This window comes from Halococcus qingdaonensis (assembly GCF_024508235.1).
Classification (GTDB): domain Archaea; phylum Halobacteriota; class Halobacteria; order Halobacteriales; family Halococcaceae; genus Halococcus; species Halococcus qingdaonensis.
In genome coordinates this window covers 565,854-580,830 of record NZ_CP101943.1, presented here as the reverse complement: position 1 = coordinate 580,830, position 14,977 = coordinate 565,854, and the positions used below count along the sequence as shown (strand labels likewise).

The 14,977-nt window shown below is 65.8% G+C and carries 19 protein-coding genes; 8 read left to right on the top strand and 11 right to left on the bottom strand.

The window, feature by feature from the left end; translation table 11 throughout:
- The first annotated feature begins 33 nt into the window (after positions 1-33).
- The 3 genes from NO363_RS03145 to NO363_RS03135 all read left to right on the top strand — a co-directional run bounded on the left by NO363_RS03145 (position 34) and on the right by NO363_RS03135 (position 2,434).
- Complete coding sequence (locus tag NO363_RS03145; RefSeq protein WP_256686829.1) at positions 34-681, top strand: DUF6517 family protein; 648 nt, start codon at positions 34-36, stop codon at positions 679-681.
- Between the two features lie 72 nt (positions 682-753).
- Positions 754-1,923, top strand: coding sequence for an NAD-binding protein (locus NO363_RS03140; protein ID WP_256686827.1), 1,170 nt, complete (start codon positions 754-756; stop codon positions 1,921-1,923).
- Between the two features lie 61 nt (positions 1,924-1,984).
- Positions 1,985-2,434 (top strand): universal stress protein, encoded by a 450-nt coding sequence (locus tag NO363_RS03135; RefSeq protein WP_256686825.1) that lies wholly within the window; start codon positions 1,985-1,987, stop codon positions 2,432-2,434.
- A 4-nt stretch (positions 2,435-2,438) separates the two neighbouring features.
- On the opposite strand, the gene NO363_RS03130 is transcribed toward NO363_RS03135, so the two are convergent.
- The 3 genes from NO363_RS03130 to NO363_RS03120 all read right to left on the bottom strand — a co-directional run bounded on the left by NO363_RS03130 (position 2,439) and on the right by NO363_RS03120 (position 4,920).
- Positions 2,439-3,473, bottom strand: coding sequence for an LLM class flavin-dependent oxidoreductase (locus NO363_RS03130; RefSeq protein WP_256686824.1), 1,035 nt, complete (start codon positions 3,471-3,473; stop codon positions 2,439-2,441).
- A gap of 49 nt (positions 3,474-3,522) precedes the next feature.
- Complete coding sequence (locus NO363_RS03125) at positions 3,523-4,077, bottom strand: DUF5518 domain-containing protein (protein ID WP_256686823.1); 555 nt, start codon at positions 4,075-4,077, stop codon at positions 3,523-3,525.
- Between the two features lie 120 nt (positions 4,078-4,197).
- On the bottom strand, positions 4,198-4,920 hold the full coding sequence (locus NO363_RS03120) for an AIM24 family protein (RefSeq protein ID WP_256686821.1): 723 nt from the start codon (positions 4,918-4,920) through the stop codon (positions 4,198-4,200).
- A gap of 212 nt (positions 4,921-5,132) precedes the next feature.
- Here NO363_RS03120 and NO363_RS03115 point away from each other — a divergent pair, with 212 nt between their 5' ends.
- The 3 genes from NO363_RS03115 to NO363_RS03105 all read left to right on the top strand — a co-directional run bounded on the left by NO363_RS03115 (position 5,133) and on the right by NO363_RS03105 (position 7,632).
- Positions 5,133-5,567: a DUF4870 domain-containing protein gene (locus NO363_RS03115; protein ID WP_256686819.1), complete on the top strand. Its 435-nt coding sequence runs from the start codon at positions 5,133-5,135 to the stop codon at positions 5,565-5,567.
- 114 nt (positions 5,568-5,681) lie between these two features.
- A complete protein-coding gene (locus NO363_RS03110) occupies positions 5,682-6,128 on the top strand; it encodes a hypothetical protein (protein WP_256686817.1) in 447 nt (148 codons plus the stop codon).
- A gap of 166 nt (positions 6,129-6,294) precedes the next feature.
- Positions 6,295-7,632, top strand: coding sequence for a tryptophanase (locus NO363_RS03105; protein ID WP_256686815.1), 1,338 nt, complete (start codon positions 6,295-6,297; stop codon positions 7,630-7,632).
- 18 nt (positions 7,633-7,650) lie between these two features.
- Here NO363_RS03105 and NO363_RS03100 read toward each other — a convergent pair whose 3' ends face one another.
- From NO363_RS03100 to NO363_RS03080, 5 genes are all read right to left on the bottom strand, one after another.
- On the bottom strand, positions 7,651-8,679 hold the full coding sequence (locus NO363_RS03100; RefSeq protein ID WP_256686814.1) for a sodium:calcium antiporter: 1,029 nt from the start codon (positions 8,677-8,679) through the stop codon (positions 7,651-7,653).
- A gap of 67 nt (positions 8,680-8,746) precedes the next feature.
- Positions 8,747-9,556, bottom strand: a complete 810-nt coding sequence (gene speB / locus NO363_RS03095; RefSeq protein WP_256686813.1) for an agmatinase — start codon at positions 9,554-9,556, stop codon at positions 8,747-8,749.
- Positions 9,557-9,934 (bottom strand): translation initiation factor IF-5A, encoded by a 378-nt coding sequence (locus tag NO363_RS03090; protein WP_007742380.1) that lies wholly within the window; start codon positions 9,932-9,934, stop codon positions 9,557-9,559.
- Between the two features lie 49 nt (positions 9,935-9,983).
- Complete coding sequence (locus NO363_RS03085; protein WP_256686812.1) at positions 9,984-11,051, bottom strand: aminotransferase class I/II-fold pyridoxal phosphate-dependent enzyme; 1,068 nt, start codon at positions 11,049-11,051, stop codon at positions 9,984-9,986.
- Positions 11,052-11,096: 45 nt separating this feature from the next.
- Positions 11,097-11,621 (bottom strand): DUF7509 family protein, encoded by a 525-nt coding sequence (locus NO363_RS03080; protein WP_256686811.1) that lies wholly within the window; start codon positions 11,619-11,621, stop codon positions 11,097-11,099.
- 169 nt (positions 11,622-11,790) lie between these two features.
- Between NO363_RS03080 and NO363_RS03075 the strand changes: the two genes are divergently transcribed.
- Together NO363_RS03075 and NO363_RS03070 are read left to right on the top strand one after the other, a co-directional pair.
- Positions 11,791-12,162 (top strand): ArsR/SmtB family transcription factor, encoded by a 372-nt coding sequence (locus tag NO363_RS03075; RefSeq protein ID WP_256686810.1) that lies wholly within the window; start codon positions 11,791-11,793, stop codon positions 12,160-12,162.
- Between the two features lie 34 nt (positions 12,163-12,196).
- The gene (locus NO363_RS03070) at positions 12,197-12,922 is read left to right on the top strand and encodes a guanosine phosphorylase (RefSeq protein WP_256686809.1); all 726 of its coding nucleotides are present in this window, start codon (positions 12,197-12,199) and stop codon (positions 12,920-12,922) included.
- Here the strand turns inward: NO363_RS03070 and NO363_RS03065 are convergent.
- From NO363_RS03065 to dacZ, 3 genes are all read right to left on the bottom strand, one after another.
- On the bottom strand, positions 12,919-13,194 hold the full coding sequence (locus NO363_RS03065) for a ubiquitin-like small modifier protein 1 (protein WP_256686808.1): 276 nt from the start codon (positions 13,192-13,194) through the stop codon (positions 12,919-12,921). The two genes, NO363_RS03070 and NO363_RS03065, sit on opposite strands and share 4 nt — an antisense overlap.
- 69 nt (positions 13,195-13,263) lie before the next feature.
- Complete coding sequence (locus NO363_RS03060) at positions 13,264-14,043, bottom strand: mechanosensitive ion channel domain-containing protein (RefSeq protein WP_256686807.1); 780 nt, start codon at positions 14,041-14,043, stop codon at positions 13,264-13,266.
- Positions 14,043-14,855, bottom strand: coding sequence for a diadenylate cyclase DacZ (gene dacZ, locus NO363_RS03055; protein ID WP_256686806.1), 813 nt, complete (start codon positions 14,853-14,855; stop codon positions 14,043-14,045). The genes NO363_RS03060 and dacZ overlap by 1 nt, the downstream gene beginning before the upstream one ends.
- Between the last annotated feature and the right edge of the window lie 122 nt (positions 14,856-14,977).

Genomic DNA, 14,977 nt, shown 5'->3' with positions numbered 1-14,977 from the left:
GTGAACGCTTCTCGATGCTGCGTGCGATGACTGATGCCCATCGAGGACGTACTGCGATCGATGGCCGACATCCGAGCGCCGAGCGTTCCCGACGACCGCCTCGACGGCTGGACGATGGTCGAGGAGACGACCGAGACGCTGTTCGCGCTGCCGACGATGCGGGTGAGCGGCCACACGCTCGTCTACGAGGACGGCCCGCTCCGCGAGGCTCTGCGGGCGGCCGACGACGCCCTCGACATGCCGTGGCGGTTTTTCTTCGCCACCCGTCTCGCCTTCCGTCCGCCGCTCGCACCCGGGATCGGCACGGCGTCGGTGCTGCCGACCGTCGCAACTGAACTCCGGCGATCGTTCGCGTCCGACCTCGAAGACAGGGGCTTTCGCGCGGTCGAACGGGGGCGAAACCAGCGCATGCGTACCGATACTGGCGATCGTGCCCGCCTCACGAAATACACCGCTCGATACGCCGTCGAGCGTCACGACAACGATAGTGACGACCCCGATCACGACATCGCCATCGAGGGCTGGGTCGCCGTCTGGACGCGGCGGGGCGGGTTCCGCATCGCTGGCGGTGCCTACCCGACCCAGGGGTTCGTCGGACTGTGCGAGAGCGCCGGGGTCGACCCCGACGACCCGAACGCGTACCGTGAGGAACTGCTCGGGCTGCTCCGCGCCGTCGAGTGAGGGCCCTCCCGTTCATGAGCGGCTCGCTGACCAGCATTTTTATCCCCACGATGGGCGATTGCCCGAGCGCGCATGCGATTCAGGCGCGTTCTCGACGCGATACGAGCGACGACGCGGCGGCGGGTGGGCGCGCGACGGCTGCGCGTACTGCTCGGCCGGCGAGTAGCCGTCTGGCTGACCGTCGCGGTGGCGCTGCTGTCGATCCTCACCGGCGTGGCCGTGCTCGGCTCGCCGGAGACGTTCGGCCCGCTGACGGGGGTTATCGCCAGCGGCATCCGGCGAACTGCGGGGTTCTCGGCGGTGATCACGGGCTTTCTGCTCCTCATCAGCGCGCTCGATCTGCGCAGCGGGCGGCGCGCAGCGTGGCTCGCGACCGTCGTCCTGCTCTCGGTGACGGTGTTCGAGGCGATCGTCCAGTCGAGCGTCGTCTCGTTTCCGGTCGCCACCCTCTCGGTGGCGACGCTCGTCGTGCTGGTGCTCACCCGCAACCGCTTCGACAAGGAGCTCGATCTCTCGACAACGCAGATCGCGGCACTCATCGCCGTCAGCGGCGCGCTGCTCTACGGCACCGTCGGCGCGTACACGCTCCGCGAGTCCTTTCGTGGCGTCGAGACGCTCACCGATGCCTTCTACTACACGATCATCACCGCGAGCACCGTCGGCTACGGTGACGCGACGCCCGTCACCGGCCAGGCACGGCTGTTCACCGTCTCGGTTATCGTCGTCGGCGTGTCGAGCTTCGGGCTCGCGATCGGTGCGCTCGTCTCCCCGGCGATCGAGGACCGCCTCACGCGCGCGCTCGGAACCATGACAGACACACAGCTCGCCGAACGCGACGATCACGTGCTCGTACTCGGCTACGGCAGCCTGACCGAATCCGTCCTCGACGAACTCGATATCGACGATCTGGTGCTCGTCGTCCCGGAAGCCGACGAACCGAAACTCCCGCCGGCCGCCGAGCGCGAGCTTCCCGTCTTCGTCGCCGATCCAACCGACGACGCGGCGCTCGACCGTGCCGGCATCGACCGCGCTCGGGCGGTGATCGTCGCCAGCGACGACGACGCGACCGATGCGCTGGCGGTGCTCACTGTCCGCGAGCGCAATCCCGAGATCACGGTCGTGGCCGCCGCCACCGAGGGCGAGAACGGCCCAAAGCTCGAACGCGCCGGCGCGGACACCGTCGTCACTCCAGCCGCCATCGGCGGTCGCCGGCTCGTCGAATCCGCGCTCGGTGGGGAGTGAATCACGTGTCGGCCCCGATCGAACGACAATTTCTATAGGCGAAGCGGCGGTAGTGAGTCGTATGACCGAACACGTCCTCGTCCCCATCGACGGCTCGCCGCGCTCGGAGCGGGCGCTGGAGCACGCACTCGACATGAACGACGTCGAACTCACCGTCATCACCGTCATCAATCCCTTCGACACCGATCCGAACACGATCGGCCTGCAGTCGCCGACCGGGATTCCCGGTCTGCCCGGCTACTCCGAGGAGTGGTACGAGGGCGCGCGAGCGGAGGTCGAGGAACTCCACGCGGCGGCAAGCGAACAGGCTGCCGAGGCCGACATCGTGCTATCCGGCGAGATCGAGGTCGGCGATCCCGCACGGCGTATCCTTCGGTATATCGAGAACAACGAGATCGATCACGTGGTCGTCGGCAGCCACGACCGCACCGATCTCACGCGCATCCTGCTCGGCAGCGTCGCCGAACGGGTCGTGCGGCGCTCGCCGGTGCCGGTGACGGTCGTCCGCTGAGGGCTCAGTTGGAGGAGAGATCGAACGCGTCGGCGAGCAGTTCGTGCGAGCGGAGCACGTCGTCGGGATCGGCGAGCTGGCTCTGGACCATGACACGCTCGACGCCGGCCTGTGCGGCCATCTCTTCGAGGAGTTCGCGTGCGGTCTCGGGACTACCCGAGATCTGTCGCGGCCACTCGCCCGGTTCGAGCGGTTGCTCGGTCGGTTCGGGCACGCCGCCGAGCTCCTCGATCGCCTCCTCGGTCGAACGGATCGGCGGCGCGTCGGCGATGCCACTCTGAAGTCGCTTGCGAGCGGCTTCGGTCGTCGCGCGCAGCCGTGCGGCCTCCTCGTCGGTCTCCCCGCAGGTGACGTTCACCGCGAGCATCCCTTCTGGACTACTCGGCCCGGCACCGAACGACGAGGGCTGGAACCGCTCGCGATAGGTCTCGAACGCCTCGACGGCGGGGCCGGGTCTGATGAACGACGCGAAACAGTAGGGGAGCCCCAGCTCGCCGGCGATGGCCGCGCTCGATGGGCTCGATCCGAGCACCCACACCTCGGGAACCGACTCCGCCGAGCGAGCGATGTCGAGCTCGCTGAACTGGTGATCGTCGGGAAAGCCGTCGTGGAGGTGGGCGGCGGTCTCGTTGATCTTCTCGGCGTGGTCGTCGCTGCGCCGGCGCTGGCTGCGATCGGGCTGGAGGGCGTAGTCGCCCACCGGATTGCCGGTCGCCCGGCCGAGCCCGAGATCGATGCGATCGGGCGCGAGCGCGTCGAGCACGCCGAACGTCTCGGCCACCTTGTACGGGCTGTAGTGGTTGAGCAGCACAGTACCGGAGCCGACGCGGATGCTGTCGGTCTTGGCCGCGATATGGGGAATGAGTGCCTCCGGGGTGGTGCTTGCGAGGCGATCGGGGAAGTCGTGATGCTCGGCCACCCAGAAGCGCGAGTAGCCGAGTTCCTCGGCGTTCCGTGCGCGCTCGACGGTGTTCTCGAACGCCTCGGTCGCCGACCCGTTCTCGGGTACTGGTGCCAGATCGACTATCGATAGTTCCACATGATAAATGGCGTCGGCGGACGAATAAACCGTCCCATCGCCCGAGCAGCTATCGTCGATCGTCCAGGATCGCGTCCGTCAGCCGCGCGCTCGATCGGTCATCACGCTCGGAGTTCGCTGGCGTAGAGCCGGTATCCGCCGTGCGATCGGCACCCACTGGGCGGTCGCGGGGGCTGCGCGGGGCGTCGTTGCGGTCGCGAGAGTGCCGTCCGCTGTCGTGGTGGTCACGGCTGGCACCATCCACGAGGCTGCCGATGGCTCCGCCGAGGGCGCTGTTCGCCCCGAGGACGACGGCGACGACGACCACGAACAGGGTCGTCCCGAGCCCGGCGAGCAGGCCGCCGGATTGGCCCAGAACCCCGATCTCGATGCTCGCGATGGAGACTCCGATACCGAGAGAGATCGCCAGCAGGAAGCCGCCGAGCGAACCGGCGAGCAGCCCGTGCCAGAGCCCGCCACCGATGGAGGTTTCGGCGCGATAGCCGGCGACAAACCCGCCGACGAGACCGGCGACGAACTGTCCGATCCCCGGAACGACGAGGCCGACGACACCGAGCACGAACTCGACGGTCAGCCCCAGCCCGACTGCGCGCCAGTTCGTCATGGTCGAATTCGGTGCTGTCCGAACTAAACGGTCACGGGCGCGCTCGTGTCGAAGACGATTGATGAATGGTGGGGGAGGGTCCGAAAGAAGAACAGGGTGTTCGGTGGGCGTCAGCAGGGTTCAGAGGAAATCGCCGACGTTGATTCCCTCCCCCGTGCCGGCGCTTTCACCGCCCGATCCGCCTCCATCGGGGTTGCTCTCCTCGTAGGGCTGGACGATGACGAACCCGTCTTCGCCAGCGAACTCCAGTTGGAAGCTCTCGCCCGACGAGCGCCCGATGAAACTCTTGATGTTCAGGTCGCGCTTCGCGCTCGGCGAGACGTTCGCGCTCCAGGCGACGGTCGCGTTCGGGTCGGTCCGGACGGGCGTCGGCAGCACCAGCGGCTCGCCGTGAGTGGTGATGGCGATGTGACCCGGTCCCTTCAGGTAGACGTTGAACATACCGCCCGAGGAGACCCCGGCGATGGAACTCATCATCTTGATGTCCCAGTTTACTGACTCTTCGAAAGCGAGTACGTCGTTGCCGTTGACGCTCACCTCGTCGTCGGCGTCGAGTTCGAGGATCTGTACCTCTTTGCCGTCGTCGGCGAGATAGAGATGGCCAACGCCGCTCGCGCGCATCATCACGCCTCCCTCGCCGGTGACACGCTTTTTCAGCATGCCTTTCAGTCCGCCGGAGGATTTGCGCTCGAAGGCAACCTCACCGGTGTAGCCGATCATCGAGCCGGCCTTGGCCATGACGGCCCCGTCGAGGGCGACGTCGAGCATCTTCGAGCTCTCGCGGTCGAACGTCTTCGTGGTCTCGTCTGGTCCGTGTGATCGGACGAAATCGTCGAAATCCATTGATGTGCTCCGAGCCACTGGGTGGCTCGCCCGAAGAGAGGCCGTTTCGGGAGATATAGCCATCGCATGCTACCATCCCACAGTGTGAAACGATCCCGCGATGTGCAATGATCCCACACGATGGCTATACCATCTGCACGCGCCTTTGTTCGTCCGTTGGCGGCGTCGCCGCCGGCGCTCGTGCGAACGATCGAACCCACAGGAGACCACAGATGGCAAGCAGCACACAGGACATCGGTATCGACGAGGAATCGACGGCAAGCGAAAGCGAATCCGGACTCGACAGCACCACCGCGGGGGCACTGTCGTATCTGTTCGGCTTCGTCTCGGGACTGCTCTTCTATCTCATCGAGCGCGAGGACCGGTTCGTGCGCTGGCACGCCGCCCAGAGCATGGCCTTCACCGGCGTGCTCGTCGTCGCGTACATCGCGCTCTCGTTTCTCGGAACGGCCGTCTCGATGGCAACGGTGAGCGGGAGTTCAGGCCTCTTCCTCGCGGGGAGTCTATTCGGACTGATCCTCGGACTGGTCTGGCTCGTCGTCTCGCTCGGGAGTTTCGTCGCCTGGATCTATCTGATGATCAAGGCCTACCAGGGAAAGGTCGCCAGACTCCCCATCGCCGCGTCGATCGCCGACCGGCTCGCGTAATCGCGACACAACTCTCCCTCTTCTAACCACACACGACACACGATACGAACGCCCGATCACGGCGTGACACCGGGAGCCGACGGTCAACACGCCGATGAACACCCACAGCGAACGATGACACCGATCACGACCGAACGAAGGCTGAACGCCTACACCGACGAGGAGCACGGCTACCGTCTCGCTCATCCCGCCGACTGGTCGGTCGCGGTCAACGGCGGCGACACGACGTTCGCGGCCCCCGACAGCGACGTCAGCGCCGTCGTCGAGTGGGACGGACGAACGACGGCGGCGTCGACGACCGCGCTGCTCGCCGAACTCGACGTCGACGGATACGTCACCGGATTCGAACTGTTCATGGACGGAGCCGTACGGGTGGCGAGCGGGCAGACCGGCTGCGTGCTCGAATGCACCTACGTCGCCGGCGGCGAGCGCTGGCGGCTGTGCTATCTGTTCGTCTCCGCGAACGACACCGACTACAGCCTCGGCATCGATTGGCGCGACGCCGTTACCTTCGCAGCGACCGCCGGTGCGATGGTCGAGTCGTTCGCCGTGACGGCGTAGTCGTATCGCCGTGCGGGGGAACTCACCACGGCGCACTGGAATATCGTCGAGAGCTGCCGGTACGTCGGACGGCGATGTCCGAAATCGAACATCGAGGTCCAAAACCGGTTTTCGAGCCACTGATTTCCTCGATTAGCGTTTTCACGCGCTCGACCCTCGATGGGGTATGCGAGCGTACAAGGCGAAGTCGGTCGAGCGAATCGAACTTCCCGACCGCGAGGCGCGCGAGCGCCACCTCCGCGAGGCGGGCTACAACGCCTTCGAACTCGACGCCGAGGCGGTGTTCGTCGATCTGCTGACCGACAGCGGAACGGGCGCGATGAGCGACGAGCAGTGGGCGGCGCTCCATCGTGGCGACGAATCCTACGCCGGCAGTGAGAGTTTCCAGGAGCTCGAAGCCGCGGTCGAGGACGTGATGGGGTTCTCGCGGATCGTCCCCGCCCATCAGGGCCGCGGCGCGGAGAACGTCCTCTACGGCGCGCTCGTCTCGGAAGGCGAGTACGTCCCGAACAACACCCACTTCGACACGACGCGGGCACATATCGTCAACGCCGGCGGCGAGCCCGTCGACTGCCCGGTTGAGAGCGATCCCGGCGATCCCTTCCAGGGAAACCTCGACACCGATGCGGTGCGCGAGTTCGCGAACGAGGTCGGTGCCGAGCGGATCCCGGCCGTCGTCGTCACGATCACGAACAATTCCCTGGCCGGCCAGCCCGTCAGCATCGCCAACCTCCAGGCGGCCCGCGCGGTCGCCGACGAGATCGACGCGCGGCTCGTGATCGACGCCTGCCGGTTCGCCGAGAACGCCTACTTCGTCGCTCGGCGCGAGGCGGAATTCGAGGGCGAGAGCGTCGCCAGCGTCGCCCGCGAGCAGCTCTCGATGGCCGACGCGATCGTGATGAGCGGGAAGAAGGACGGGCTCGCCAACGTCGGCGGGTTCGTCGGTGTGCGCGAGAACGACGACGAGCTCTACGAGCAGGCCCGCCAGCGCGGCATCTTATTCGAGGGGTTTTCGACCTACGGCGGGATGGCCGGCCGCGATCTCGAAGCGATGGCCGTCGGGCTGCGCGAGGCGGTCGAGAGGCCCTACATCGAATCACGCGTCGAACAGGTCGCCGAACTCGGCACGCTCCTCCAGGAGGTCGGCGTCCCGATCCGCACGCCGACCGGCGGTCACGCGGTCTACGTCGATGCCGGCGAGTTCCTGCCGGAAATTCCACGCGAGCAGTTCCCCGGACAGGCGCTCGTCTGTGCGCTCTACGAGGAGGGTGGCGTGCGCACCGTCGAGCTCGGCGAGCTCGCCTTCCCCGGTGAGGATCGCCCCCAGCTCGTCCGGCTCTGTCTCCCACGGCGCACCTACTTCCGCGATCACCTCGAACACGTCGCCGAGACGTTCGCGGCGGTCGCCGACCGCCGCGAGGAGCTCCCGGGCTACGAGATCGTCGACGAGCCCGCGATGGCCGAACTTCGCCATTTCAGCGCCGAGCTCCGGCCGCTCGACTGAATTTGGTTATCGACGCCGTCAGGAACCGCGCAGCAGGTGTGTCACGCCGGCGGTCTCGGCGACGACCCACGCGACGAACAGTCCGTAGCCGACGAGCAGCGCGTACGATTCGAGGGTGGTGATCGAGAGTTCGGTCCGGAGAACGGTGAAGAGCAGCACCGTCGCGAGCGTGAGCACGCCGAGCATCGGGACGGCGACGGCGAAATCGATCGGGACGCTCCCGACGATAAGGACGCCGATCGGGATCGCCACGAGCAGGTCGAACGTGTTCGAGCCGAGCACGTTGCCGAGGCTGGTGGTGGAGTTGCCCGCGCGGGCCGCACGCACGCTTACGAGCAGGTCTGGCAGGCTCGTCGCCGCCGCGATGACGGTGACGCCGGCGAGGAACTCGGGCACGCCGAAGGTGGTACCGAGCGCCTCGACGCTGCCGACGAGCTGTTCGACGGCCACGAGGATGACGACCAGCCCGACGGCGAGCTTGCCCCACGCGCGCCCGATATCGGTCTCGGTGTCGCCGTCGGCGTCGTGATCGTTCACGTCCTGCCACTGGATGAAGAGATAGAGCCCGTACAGCAGCAGCGGGATCAGCGCGAGCGGACGCGTGACCTGCCCAACGAGACCGTTTCCTGTCGGGATATAGATGACCGCGAGCGAGAACGTGACGACGAGCGTGGCGACAGCGAGCATGTAGAACTGCGCCTCCTTGTAGACGATCTCGCGGTTCGCATCGAGATCCGAGTCGGTGGCGATGCCCGACAGTGCGGGGATCATCAGCACGTTGAACACCGCCGAGCCGACGATCGCCCCGACGCCCATGTCGAAGGCACCGGCGAGCGCCGTGAACACGACGCTCGACAGTTCGGGGAAACTCGACCCGACCGCGACGACGATCGAGCCTTGAACCACTGCCGGCAGGCCGTAGTGGGCGGCGAGCCGTTCGGCCGACGACTCCAGCCAGCCGCTGCCGAACCAGATGAGGCCGGTCGCGGCGACGATCACGAGAGCGTGGACGATCGGGCTGTCGGGGAACACGCCACCGAGGACCATCGTCGGTCGTTCGGCCACCCGTCGAATCAAGTCGTCGATAGCCCGCGACAGAAAAGGACCGGCGAACTCAGTCGTCCGCTCGCGCCGCGTGCGCGTAGACGAACTCGCGGAGGAGTTTCCCACCGAGGGCGGCGGCCTGGCCGTCGTCGCGGTCGTTGACTTCCACGACGTCGAAGCCGACCGATCGGGGAGCGACCGCCCGGACGACCCGACGCAGCTCGCGGGGAGCCAGCCCGAACGGCTCCATCGTCCCCGTGCCCGGCGCGAAGGCGGGGTCGGCAGCGTCGATGTCGACGCTCAGATAGGCGTCGCCGTCGAACTCGGGTTCCCAGTCGGTGATGTCCTCGGGCGGCACCACCGTGACGTCGTCGCGGTCGGCGCGCTCCCACTCGGCTTCGCTGCCGGTGCGCGCACCGAGGACGATTACCTCGTCGACGACGTCGAGGGTGCGCCGGGTGACGGTCGCGTGGCTCAGTTCGTTGCCCGCGAACTCCTCGCGGAGATCGAGATGGGCGTCGAGACAGACGAAGACATCGGGATTAGTCGCGCGCACGCCCGCGGCGCTGACGGTGTGTTCGCCGCCGACGAGTAGCGGGAGACGGCTCTCGCCCTCGATATCCGTGACCATCCCCTGGAGGAAGTCGAGATACTCGGCGGCATCCTCCCAGGCGTCGAGATCGCCGGCGTCGTGGACGCCGAGATCGGTGAAGTGGGCTTCCGTGCGTCGGTCGTAGTCGTCGAAGGTGTGTGCGTGGTGGCGCACCTCGCGGGGACCGAACCGCGTGCCGGGCTGGAAGCTCGTCGAGACATCGAGCGGTGCGCCCAGAAGGACGTAGTCGGCCGTTTCGCGCGCGTCGTTCGCGCCGGGAAAGCCCATTCAGACGATCTTTCGCTGTTCGTCCATCTCCAGATACTCGATCTCGTCGTCCGGCGAGAGCTCCGTGTCGCCAGGGGTCTTGATCGTGAACGTCTCGTAGGTGTCGAGATCCATCACCTGTGCGACGTCCTCGCTCTCGACGCTGACGACCTGGCCCTGTTTGCGCTGGATGATCGGCACCCAGACCTTGGCGTCGACGGGTTGGGTGAAGTTGCGCTTGTTGTCGTCGAAGACGCCCTTCCCCTCGACGCGTGCCTTCGCACTGCCGTGTTTGCCGGGTTTCGCCGTGCTGTAGGCGGTGATCTTGCACGGCGCGTCGTCGATCATCACGTAGCTTCCCTCGTCGAGCTCGCGGACCTGATTCTGTTGCCTAGCCATGTCCGCGATTGCTGACGGGGCGGTATAAACGGTTTGGATAGCCCGGATGCTATCGGGCGTTCTCGACGACCCGACCGACGCGCTCCAGTCCATCCTCCAACTCGTCGGTCGGCAAACCGAACCCCAGCCGAAAGCGGTCGTCGAAACCGAACAGGTCGCCAGGCGCGAGCACGACCGATTCCTCTTCGACCACCGTGCGACAGAACTCCCGGGAGTCGTCGAACCCCTCGGGAATCGTGGGAAAGGCGTTCACGCCGACGGGTTCGTGCCAGTCGAGCCCGTACGCTGCGAGGAACTCGCCGACGCGCTCGCGATGCTCCTGCGCGAGCGCACGGTTCTCGTCGAGAATCGACTCCTCCTCGGCGAGCGCCTGTCGGGCGACGTGCTGGCCGAAGATCGACGGCGAGATCGTCGTATAGTCCTTCCAGCGGCGGGCGGCGTCGACGATCTCGGGCGGGCCGGCGAGCCACCCGAAGCGCAGTCCCGCCAGCCCGTGAGCCTTCGTCAGACTCGTCGTGCTGATCCCCCGAGGGCCCAGACTCGCTACCGGCGGGAGGGAATCCTCGGCGAGCAGGCGATACACCTCGTCGCAGAGCAGATAGGCGTCGTTGTCGGCCGCGAGATCGGCGAGCGCGTCGACCGTATCTTGTGAGTGGTATTTCCCGGTCGGGTTGTTCGGGTTGTTCACGACCACGAGCCGCGTGTTCGGTTCGATCGCGTCGGCGACGGCATCGGGATCGAGGGTCCACTCCGGGGGTGCCAGCTCGACCGTCGAAACGTCCGCGATCGAGCGGGGCAGCGCGTGCAGCGACTGGTAGGTCGGCGTGACGACGACCGCGTGATCCCCGTCGTCGAGCGTCGCGAGCATGGCGAGGAGATTGGCCTCCTGCGTGCCGCAGGTGAAGACCACCTCGTCGGCCGAGCGGCCGTAGCGTGCGGCGATCTCCGCTCGGAAATCGGGGTCGCCGTCGGTCGGGATCACGTAACCGAGATCGCCCGGATCGGTGTCGAAGCGCGCGGCGGGCAGGCTTCTGATGCCGCTCTCGGCGAGCATGATATCGGCGTCGTGTTCGTACTTCCCGAACCAGCGTTCGAGTTCGAACGGTTCGATTCGCATGCTGTCGCTACGCGAACGATGGTAAAAACATGCGGTGCTGTGAGGTCAGTCCGATTCTGGTGGAAATGATAGTTTATCAGTCATTTCACGACGCATCACGTCGCGGATGAAGAGGCGTGCTTCGTCGTAGAGATCGTCCTCGGCATCAAATGTCCGAACGGTGGCATCCCACCGGTCGGCGACGGCGGCGATCATCGCGCTTCGGACACCCGCTTCGTGGAGGAAGAGCACCCGCTCGCGTGCCCGATTGCTCATGTCTTCTAACACCGCTCCCGTCTCGATCCCGACGCCGAGATTTCGTCCGTCGTTCCGAACGACGAAGATCACTGCATTGCTCGCTCGGGCAAACTCCAAACTCTGTGTTCCGGCATCCATCTCATCGAGTTCGATTCCGACATCAGTTGCGAGGAAGGCGTTGAATCCTTCCGAACGAAGCCGGTCGCGGACCTGTTCGAGAAACACGAACGCCGCCTCGTTCTCGATGTCGTGAGCCTTGTACGCCCCCATGACATACACGAGAAACCGTCGATAGCGTGTGGGTTCGAGACTGTCAAGGAGACGGTCGCGCATGCAGATGGCTAGATGAGGTTGCTACATATAAAATCAGGCTTTTTCAGTTTTTAATGACTCAACAGCAATAGAGTTATGTATGCTACATCACGTAGCGGATTTGCTGTCGGCGTCGCTGAGGACAGCAAATCCCAGTGAAATGGAAAACCAGACAGCTATCGGGACCAAAATGGCCAAAACAGAACATCGGGGTGCGCCCAAGCTACCTGAAGAGAGCGTGCTCTCGCTCGAAGAATATCTCGCCATGCAGCGCGCCATCGGCGAGGAGACACGCTACAGGGTGCTTTCCGCACTCCTCGCCGAAGGCGAACTGAGCGCAACGGAACTCGCCGAGGTACTCGAAATCCCCTCGAACCGGCTGCACTACCACCTCGACAAACTCGAATCGGTGGGGCTGATCGCCAATCGGAAGCGGAAGGAACGCGGCGCGGATGGACTGTATTCGTACTACGCCGCGACGGCGCTCGGCGAAGCGATCATGACCCACGGGATCTCCGAGCTGCTGGCCGAGGAACGCGAACTGCTCGAACGATACGGATAGACCGACTTTTCATGCCGGCCATCGAGTTCGGGACATGGCCAAACAGCCACACCTGCTCGTCGAACCGGACGATCTGAACGACGTCGCGCTGCTGCCGGGCGATCCCGGGCGTGTCGATCGCATCGCGGGCCACTGCAAGGACGCGACCACGGTGGCCGAAAACCGCGAGTACAAGATCGTCAACGCGAGCTACGAGGGGACTCCGGTGACGATCTGCTCGACGGGGATCGGCTGTCCGTCGGCGGCGATCGCCGTCGAGGAGCTCGCCAACGTGGGTGTCGAGAGCGTCATTCGCGTCGGAACGACGGGCGCGCTCCAAGCGGACATCGAGGTCGGCGACGTGGTGGTCGCGACCGGCGCGGCCAAAGACGAGGGGACGACGGGGCGCTACGAGCGCGATACCGTCCCCGCGGTGCCCGACTACGACGTGCTCTCCGGGCTGGTCGAGGCGGCCGAATCACGCGAGGAGCCCGTCCACGTGGGCGCGATCGCCTCGGACGACGCCTTCTACGCGGAGACCGACGAGTACATCGAATCGTGGGAGCGCGCGGGCGTGCTCGCCGTCGAGATGGAGGCCGCGGCGATCTTCACGCTCGCGCGCCGGAAGGGGCTCCGTGCGGGCGCGCTCTGTACCGTCGACGGCAACCTCGTCGCCGGGTCCCAGAAGGGTGAAACCGACGGCGAGGAGCTGCCCGAGAAGGCGAAGGACAACGTCGAGCGCGCCATCACCATCGCGCTCGACGCCGCGGTCGCGCTCTAACCGCCGCTGACCGGCGGAAACGCGGCGAGTTCGTCGTCCTCGTCGAGCTCCGTATCGAACCCATCGCCGACGGTGAACGGATCCTCGCCGTTGTGGAGGAGGTTGATATGTTCTCGCAGTTCGCCGTCCTGGACGATCTCGTCTTCGAGCCCCGGGTGGCGATCGAACAGCGCCGCGAGCGCGTCGTTGAGCGTCGCGTTCGGCTCCGTCTCGATCGCGACCTCGCGCTCGCCGGCGGTCTCGGCGAGCGTAGCGAACAGTTTCCACTGCATACTCACTCCACGGGCGGCGACCACAAAGAGGTTGTCCGAGTCGGCCTGGATCGAAAGGCTTGTTCGGCGCTACCGAACGCGGATGATGCCCGAGCGGAAGACGCGGTCGTTCGGGACGATGAACTCCTCACCGTCGTTCTCGACGTGAGTGACGAGGACGTCCACCTCCTGAACGATGCCCGATCGCCCGTCGATGCGGACCTCGTCGCCGATGGCGATCGGTTCGGCGAGCAGAAGATAGAAGCCGGCGGCGCTCGCGGCGAGGAGATCGCGGCAGGCAAGCCCGCCGAGGAAGACGAGTCCGAAGGCGTAGGCCCCGAGCAGCACCAGCAAGGCCACGTTCGACACGCCGACCTGTCCGAGCGCGAGCAGCGCCGCGACGTAGATGATGCTGTATTTTACCAGTAGCGCGAGCAGCCCGATCTCGGGGAGCTTCACGCTGCGGAGTCGCTCGGAGACGAACACCTCGGCCTTGTCTGCAACGATGAGTCCGAGCACGACCACCAGCGCGGCGACGAACAGCTGCGGGAGGAAGTTGATGAACTGCCGGAGATACACCCGCACGTCGAGCACGGCGGAGATGGTGAGCGCGAGCACGACGAACACGAGGACGACGAACAGCGCGAACAGCCCCGCGAGCATCGACACCGTCGAGCTGCCGAGCCGCCCGACGGTGCGCTCGAAGGCGGTGCCCTCGACGGCCTCGCCGACGCCGGCGGCCACGAGCATCCGCTCGCTCACCTGGCCGACGAGATAGGCCACCAGCACGCCGACGACCAGCATGATGACGATCAACACGAGATCGAACCGGCCGCCGAGAAGGTTCTGGAGCAGCGCCCCGAGGGCCATCAGTACTCCTCCGGATCGAGTTCGAGGATCAGCTCGCCGCCCTTGAACGCCCGCACCAGCCGATCGCTCTCGCTCAACACGACCGCCGTCGCGTTCGTATCGCGCGTGACCGACGCCGCCGCCATGTGACGCGTGCCAAGCCCCTTCGGGATGTCGACGCCCTCGGCGTTCGCTTCCAGATAGCGATAGGCCGAGACGATCTTCCCCGAATCGCTGATGACGAATGCGCCGTCGAGCCGGGAGAATTCCTTCAACATCACGTTCACGATCGGGTCGCCGACGTGGACGTGTGACTTCTCGAACGGGTTGTACGAAAGGGGGCGGGACTTGTTCATCACCTTGCCGGCATCGCCGATGACGAACAGCGCGCCAACCGGTTTCCCCTTCTGCCCTTTCTGGCCGAGTTCGACCGCCACGTCGACGACGGCGCTGATGACCGCCGGATCGGCGCGCGAGTTCGTGAAGAGATCGTAGACGCCCGAGCGATCGAGATCGCCCACACGCACCCGACAGACGCTGTCGATCACGTCGTCGAACAGTTTCAGCGCGCAGACCACCTCGTCGCCTTCGGCGAGAAATCCTTCCTCGGCCGCGCCCTCGACGCCGAAACGGATGCGCTCTTTGGCCGCGACGAACTCGAGCGGGAGCTCGACGAACCGCTCGGCTCCGACGCCGTTGTCGCCGGCACAGACGACCACCGAGACGTCCTCGATCTCCCGACAGCGTTCGTAGTAGGCCTCGCTCGGCGAGAACAACAACACCGTCTCGACCCCCTCGACGAGTTCGTCGAGCAGGTCGCGTACGTTCGCCATTCGTATACCATAGCGCCAGCCGAACCCGCAAAAAGGTTGTGACAGCGGCGTTTCTCGGTCCGTGGCCATATCACCATAACCGCCACTAAATTTCATCATCGTCCACAGGTTTTTGAGTGCCG

Bases quoted from the DNA above. Each gene is read 5' to 3' on its own strand.
- NO363_RS03075 (WP_256686810.1), top strand. From the start codon at position 11,791: ATGGCCAAAACAGAACATCGGGGTGCGCCCAAGCTACCTGAAGAGAGC.
- NO363_RS03125 (WP_256686823.1), bottom strand. From the start codon at position 4,077: ATGACGAACTGGCGCGCAGTCGGGCTGGGGCTGACCGTCGAGTTCGTG.
- dacZ (WP_256686806.1), bottom strand. From the start codon at position 14,855: ATGGCGAACGTACGCGACCTGCTCGACGAACTCGTCGAGGGGGTCGAG.
- NO363_RS03060 (WP_256686807.1), bottom strand. From the start codon at position 14,043: ATGGCCCTCGGGGCGCTGCTCCAGAACCTTCTCGGCGGCCGGTTCGAT.
- NO363_RS03090 (WP_007742380.1), bottom strand. From the start codon at position 9,934: ATGGCTAGGCAACAGAATCAGGTCCGCGAGCTCGACGAGGGAAGCTAC.
- NO363_RS03140 (WP_256686827.1), top strand. From the start codon at position 754: ATGCGATTCAGGCGCGTTCTCGACGCGATACGAGCGACGACGCGGCGG.
- NO363_RS03120 (WP_256686821.1), bottom strand. From the start codon at position 4,920: ATGGATTTCGACGATTTCGTCCGATCACACGGACCAGACGAGACCACG.
- NO363_RS03115 (WP_256686819.1), top strand. From the start codon at position 5,133: ATGGCAAGCAGCACACAGGACATCGGTATCGACGAGGAATCGACGGCA.
- NO363_RS03085 (WP_256686812.1), bottom strand. From the start codon at position 11,051: ATGCGAATCGAACCGTTCGAACTCGAACGCTGGTTCGGGAAGTACGAA.
- NO363_RS03070 (WP_256686809.1), top strand. From the start codon at position 12,197: ATGGCCAAACAGCCACACCTGCTCGTCGAACCGGACGATCTGAACGAC.
- speB (WP_256686813.1), bottom strand. From the start codon at position 9,556: ATGGGCTTTCCCGGCGCGAACGACGCGCGCGAAACGGCCGACTACGTC.
- NO363_RS03100 (WP_256686814.1), bottom strand. From the start codon at position 8,679: ATGGTCCTCGGTGGCGTGTTCCCCGACAGCCCGATCGTCCACGCTCTC.
- NO363_RS03080 (WP_256686811.1), bottom strand. From the start codon at position 11,621: ATGCGCGACCGTCTCCTTGACAGTCTCGAACCCACACGCTATCGACGG.
- NO363_RS03065 (WP_256686808.1), bottom strand. From the start codon at position 13,194: ATGCAGTGGAAACTGTTCGCTACGCTCGCCGAGACCGCCGGCGAGCGC.
- NO363_RS03110 (WP_256686817.1), top strand. From the start codon at position 5,682: ATGACACCGATCACGACCGAACGAAGGCTGAACGCCTACACCGACGAG.
- NO363_RS03145 (WP_256686829.1), top strand. From the start codon at position 34: ATGCCCATCGAGGACGTACTGCGATCGATGGCCGACATCCGAGCGCCG.
- NO363_RS03135 (WP_256686825.1), top strand. From the start codon at position 1,985: ATGACCGAACACGTCCTCGTCCCCATCGACGGCTCGCCGCGCTCGGAG.
- NO363_RS03105 (WP_256686815.1), top strand. From the start codon at position 6,295: ATGCGAGCGTACAAGGCGAAGTCGGTCGAGCGAATCGAACTTCCCGAC.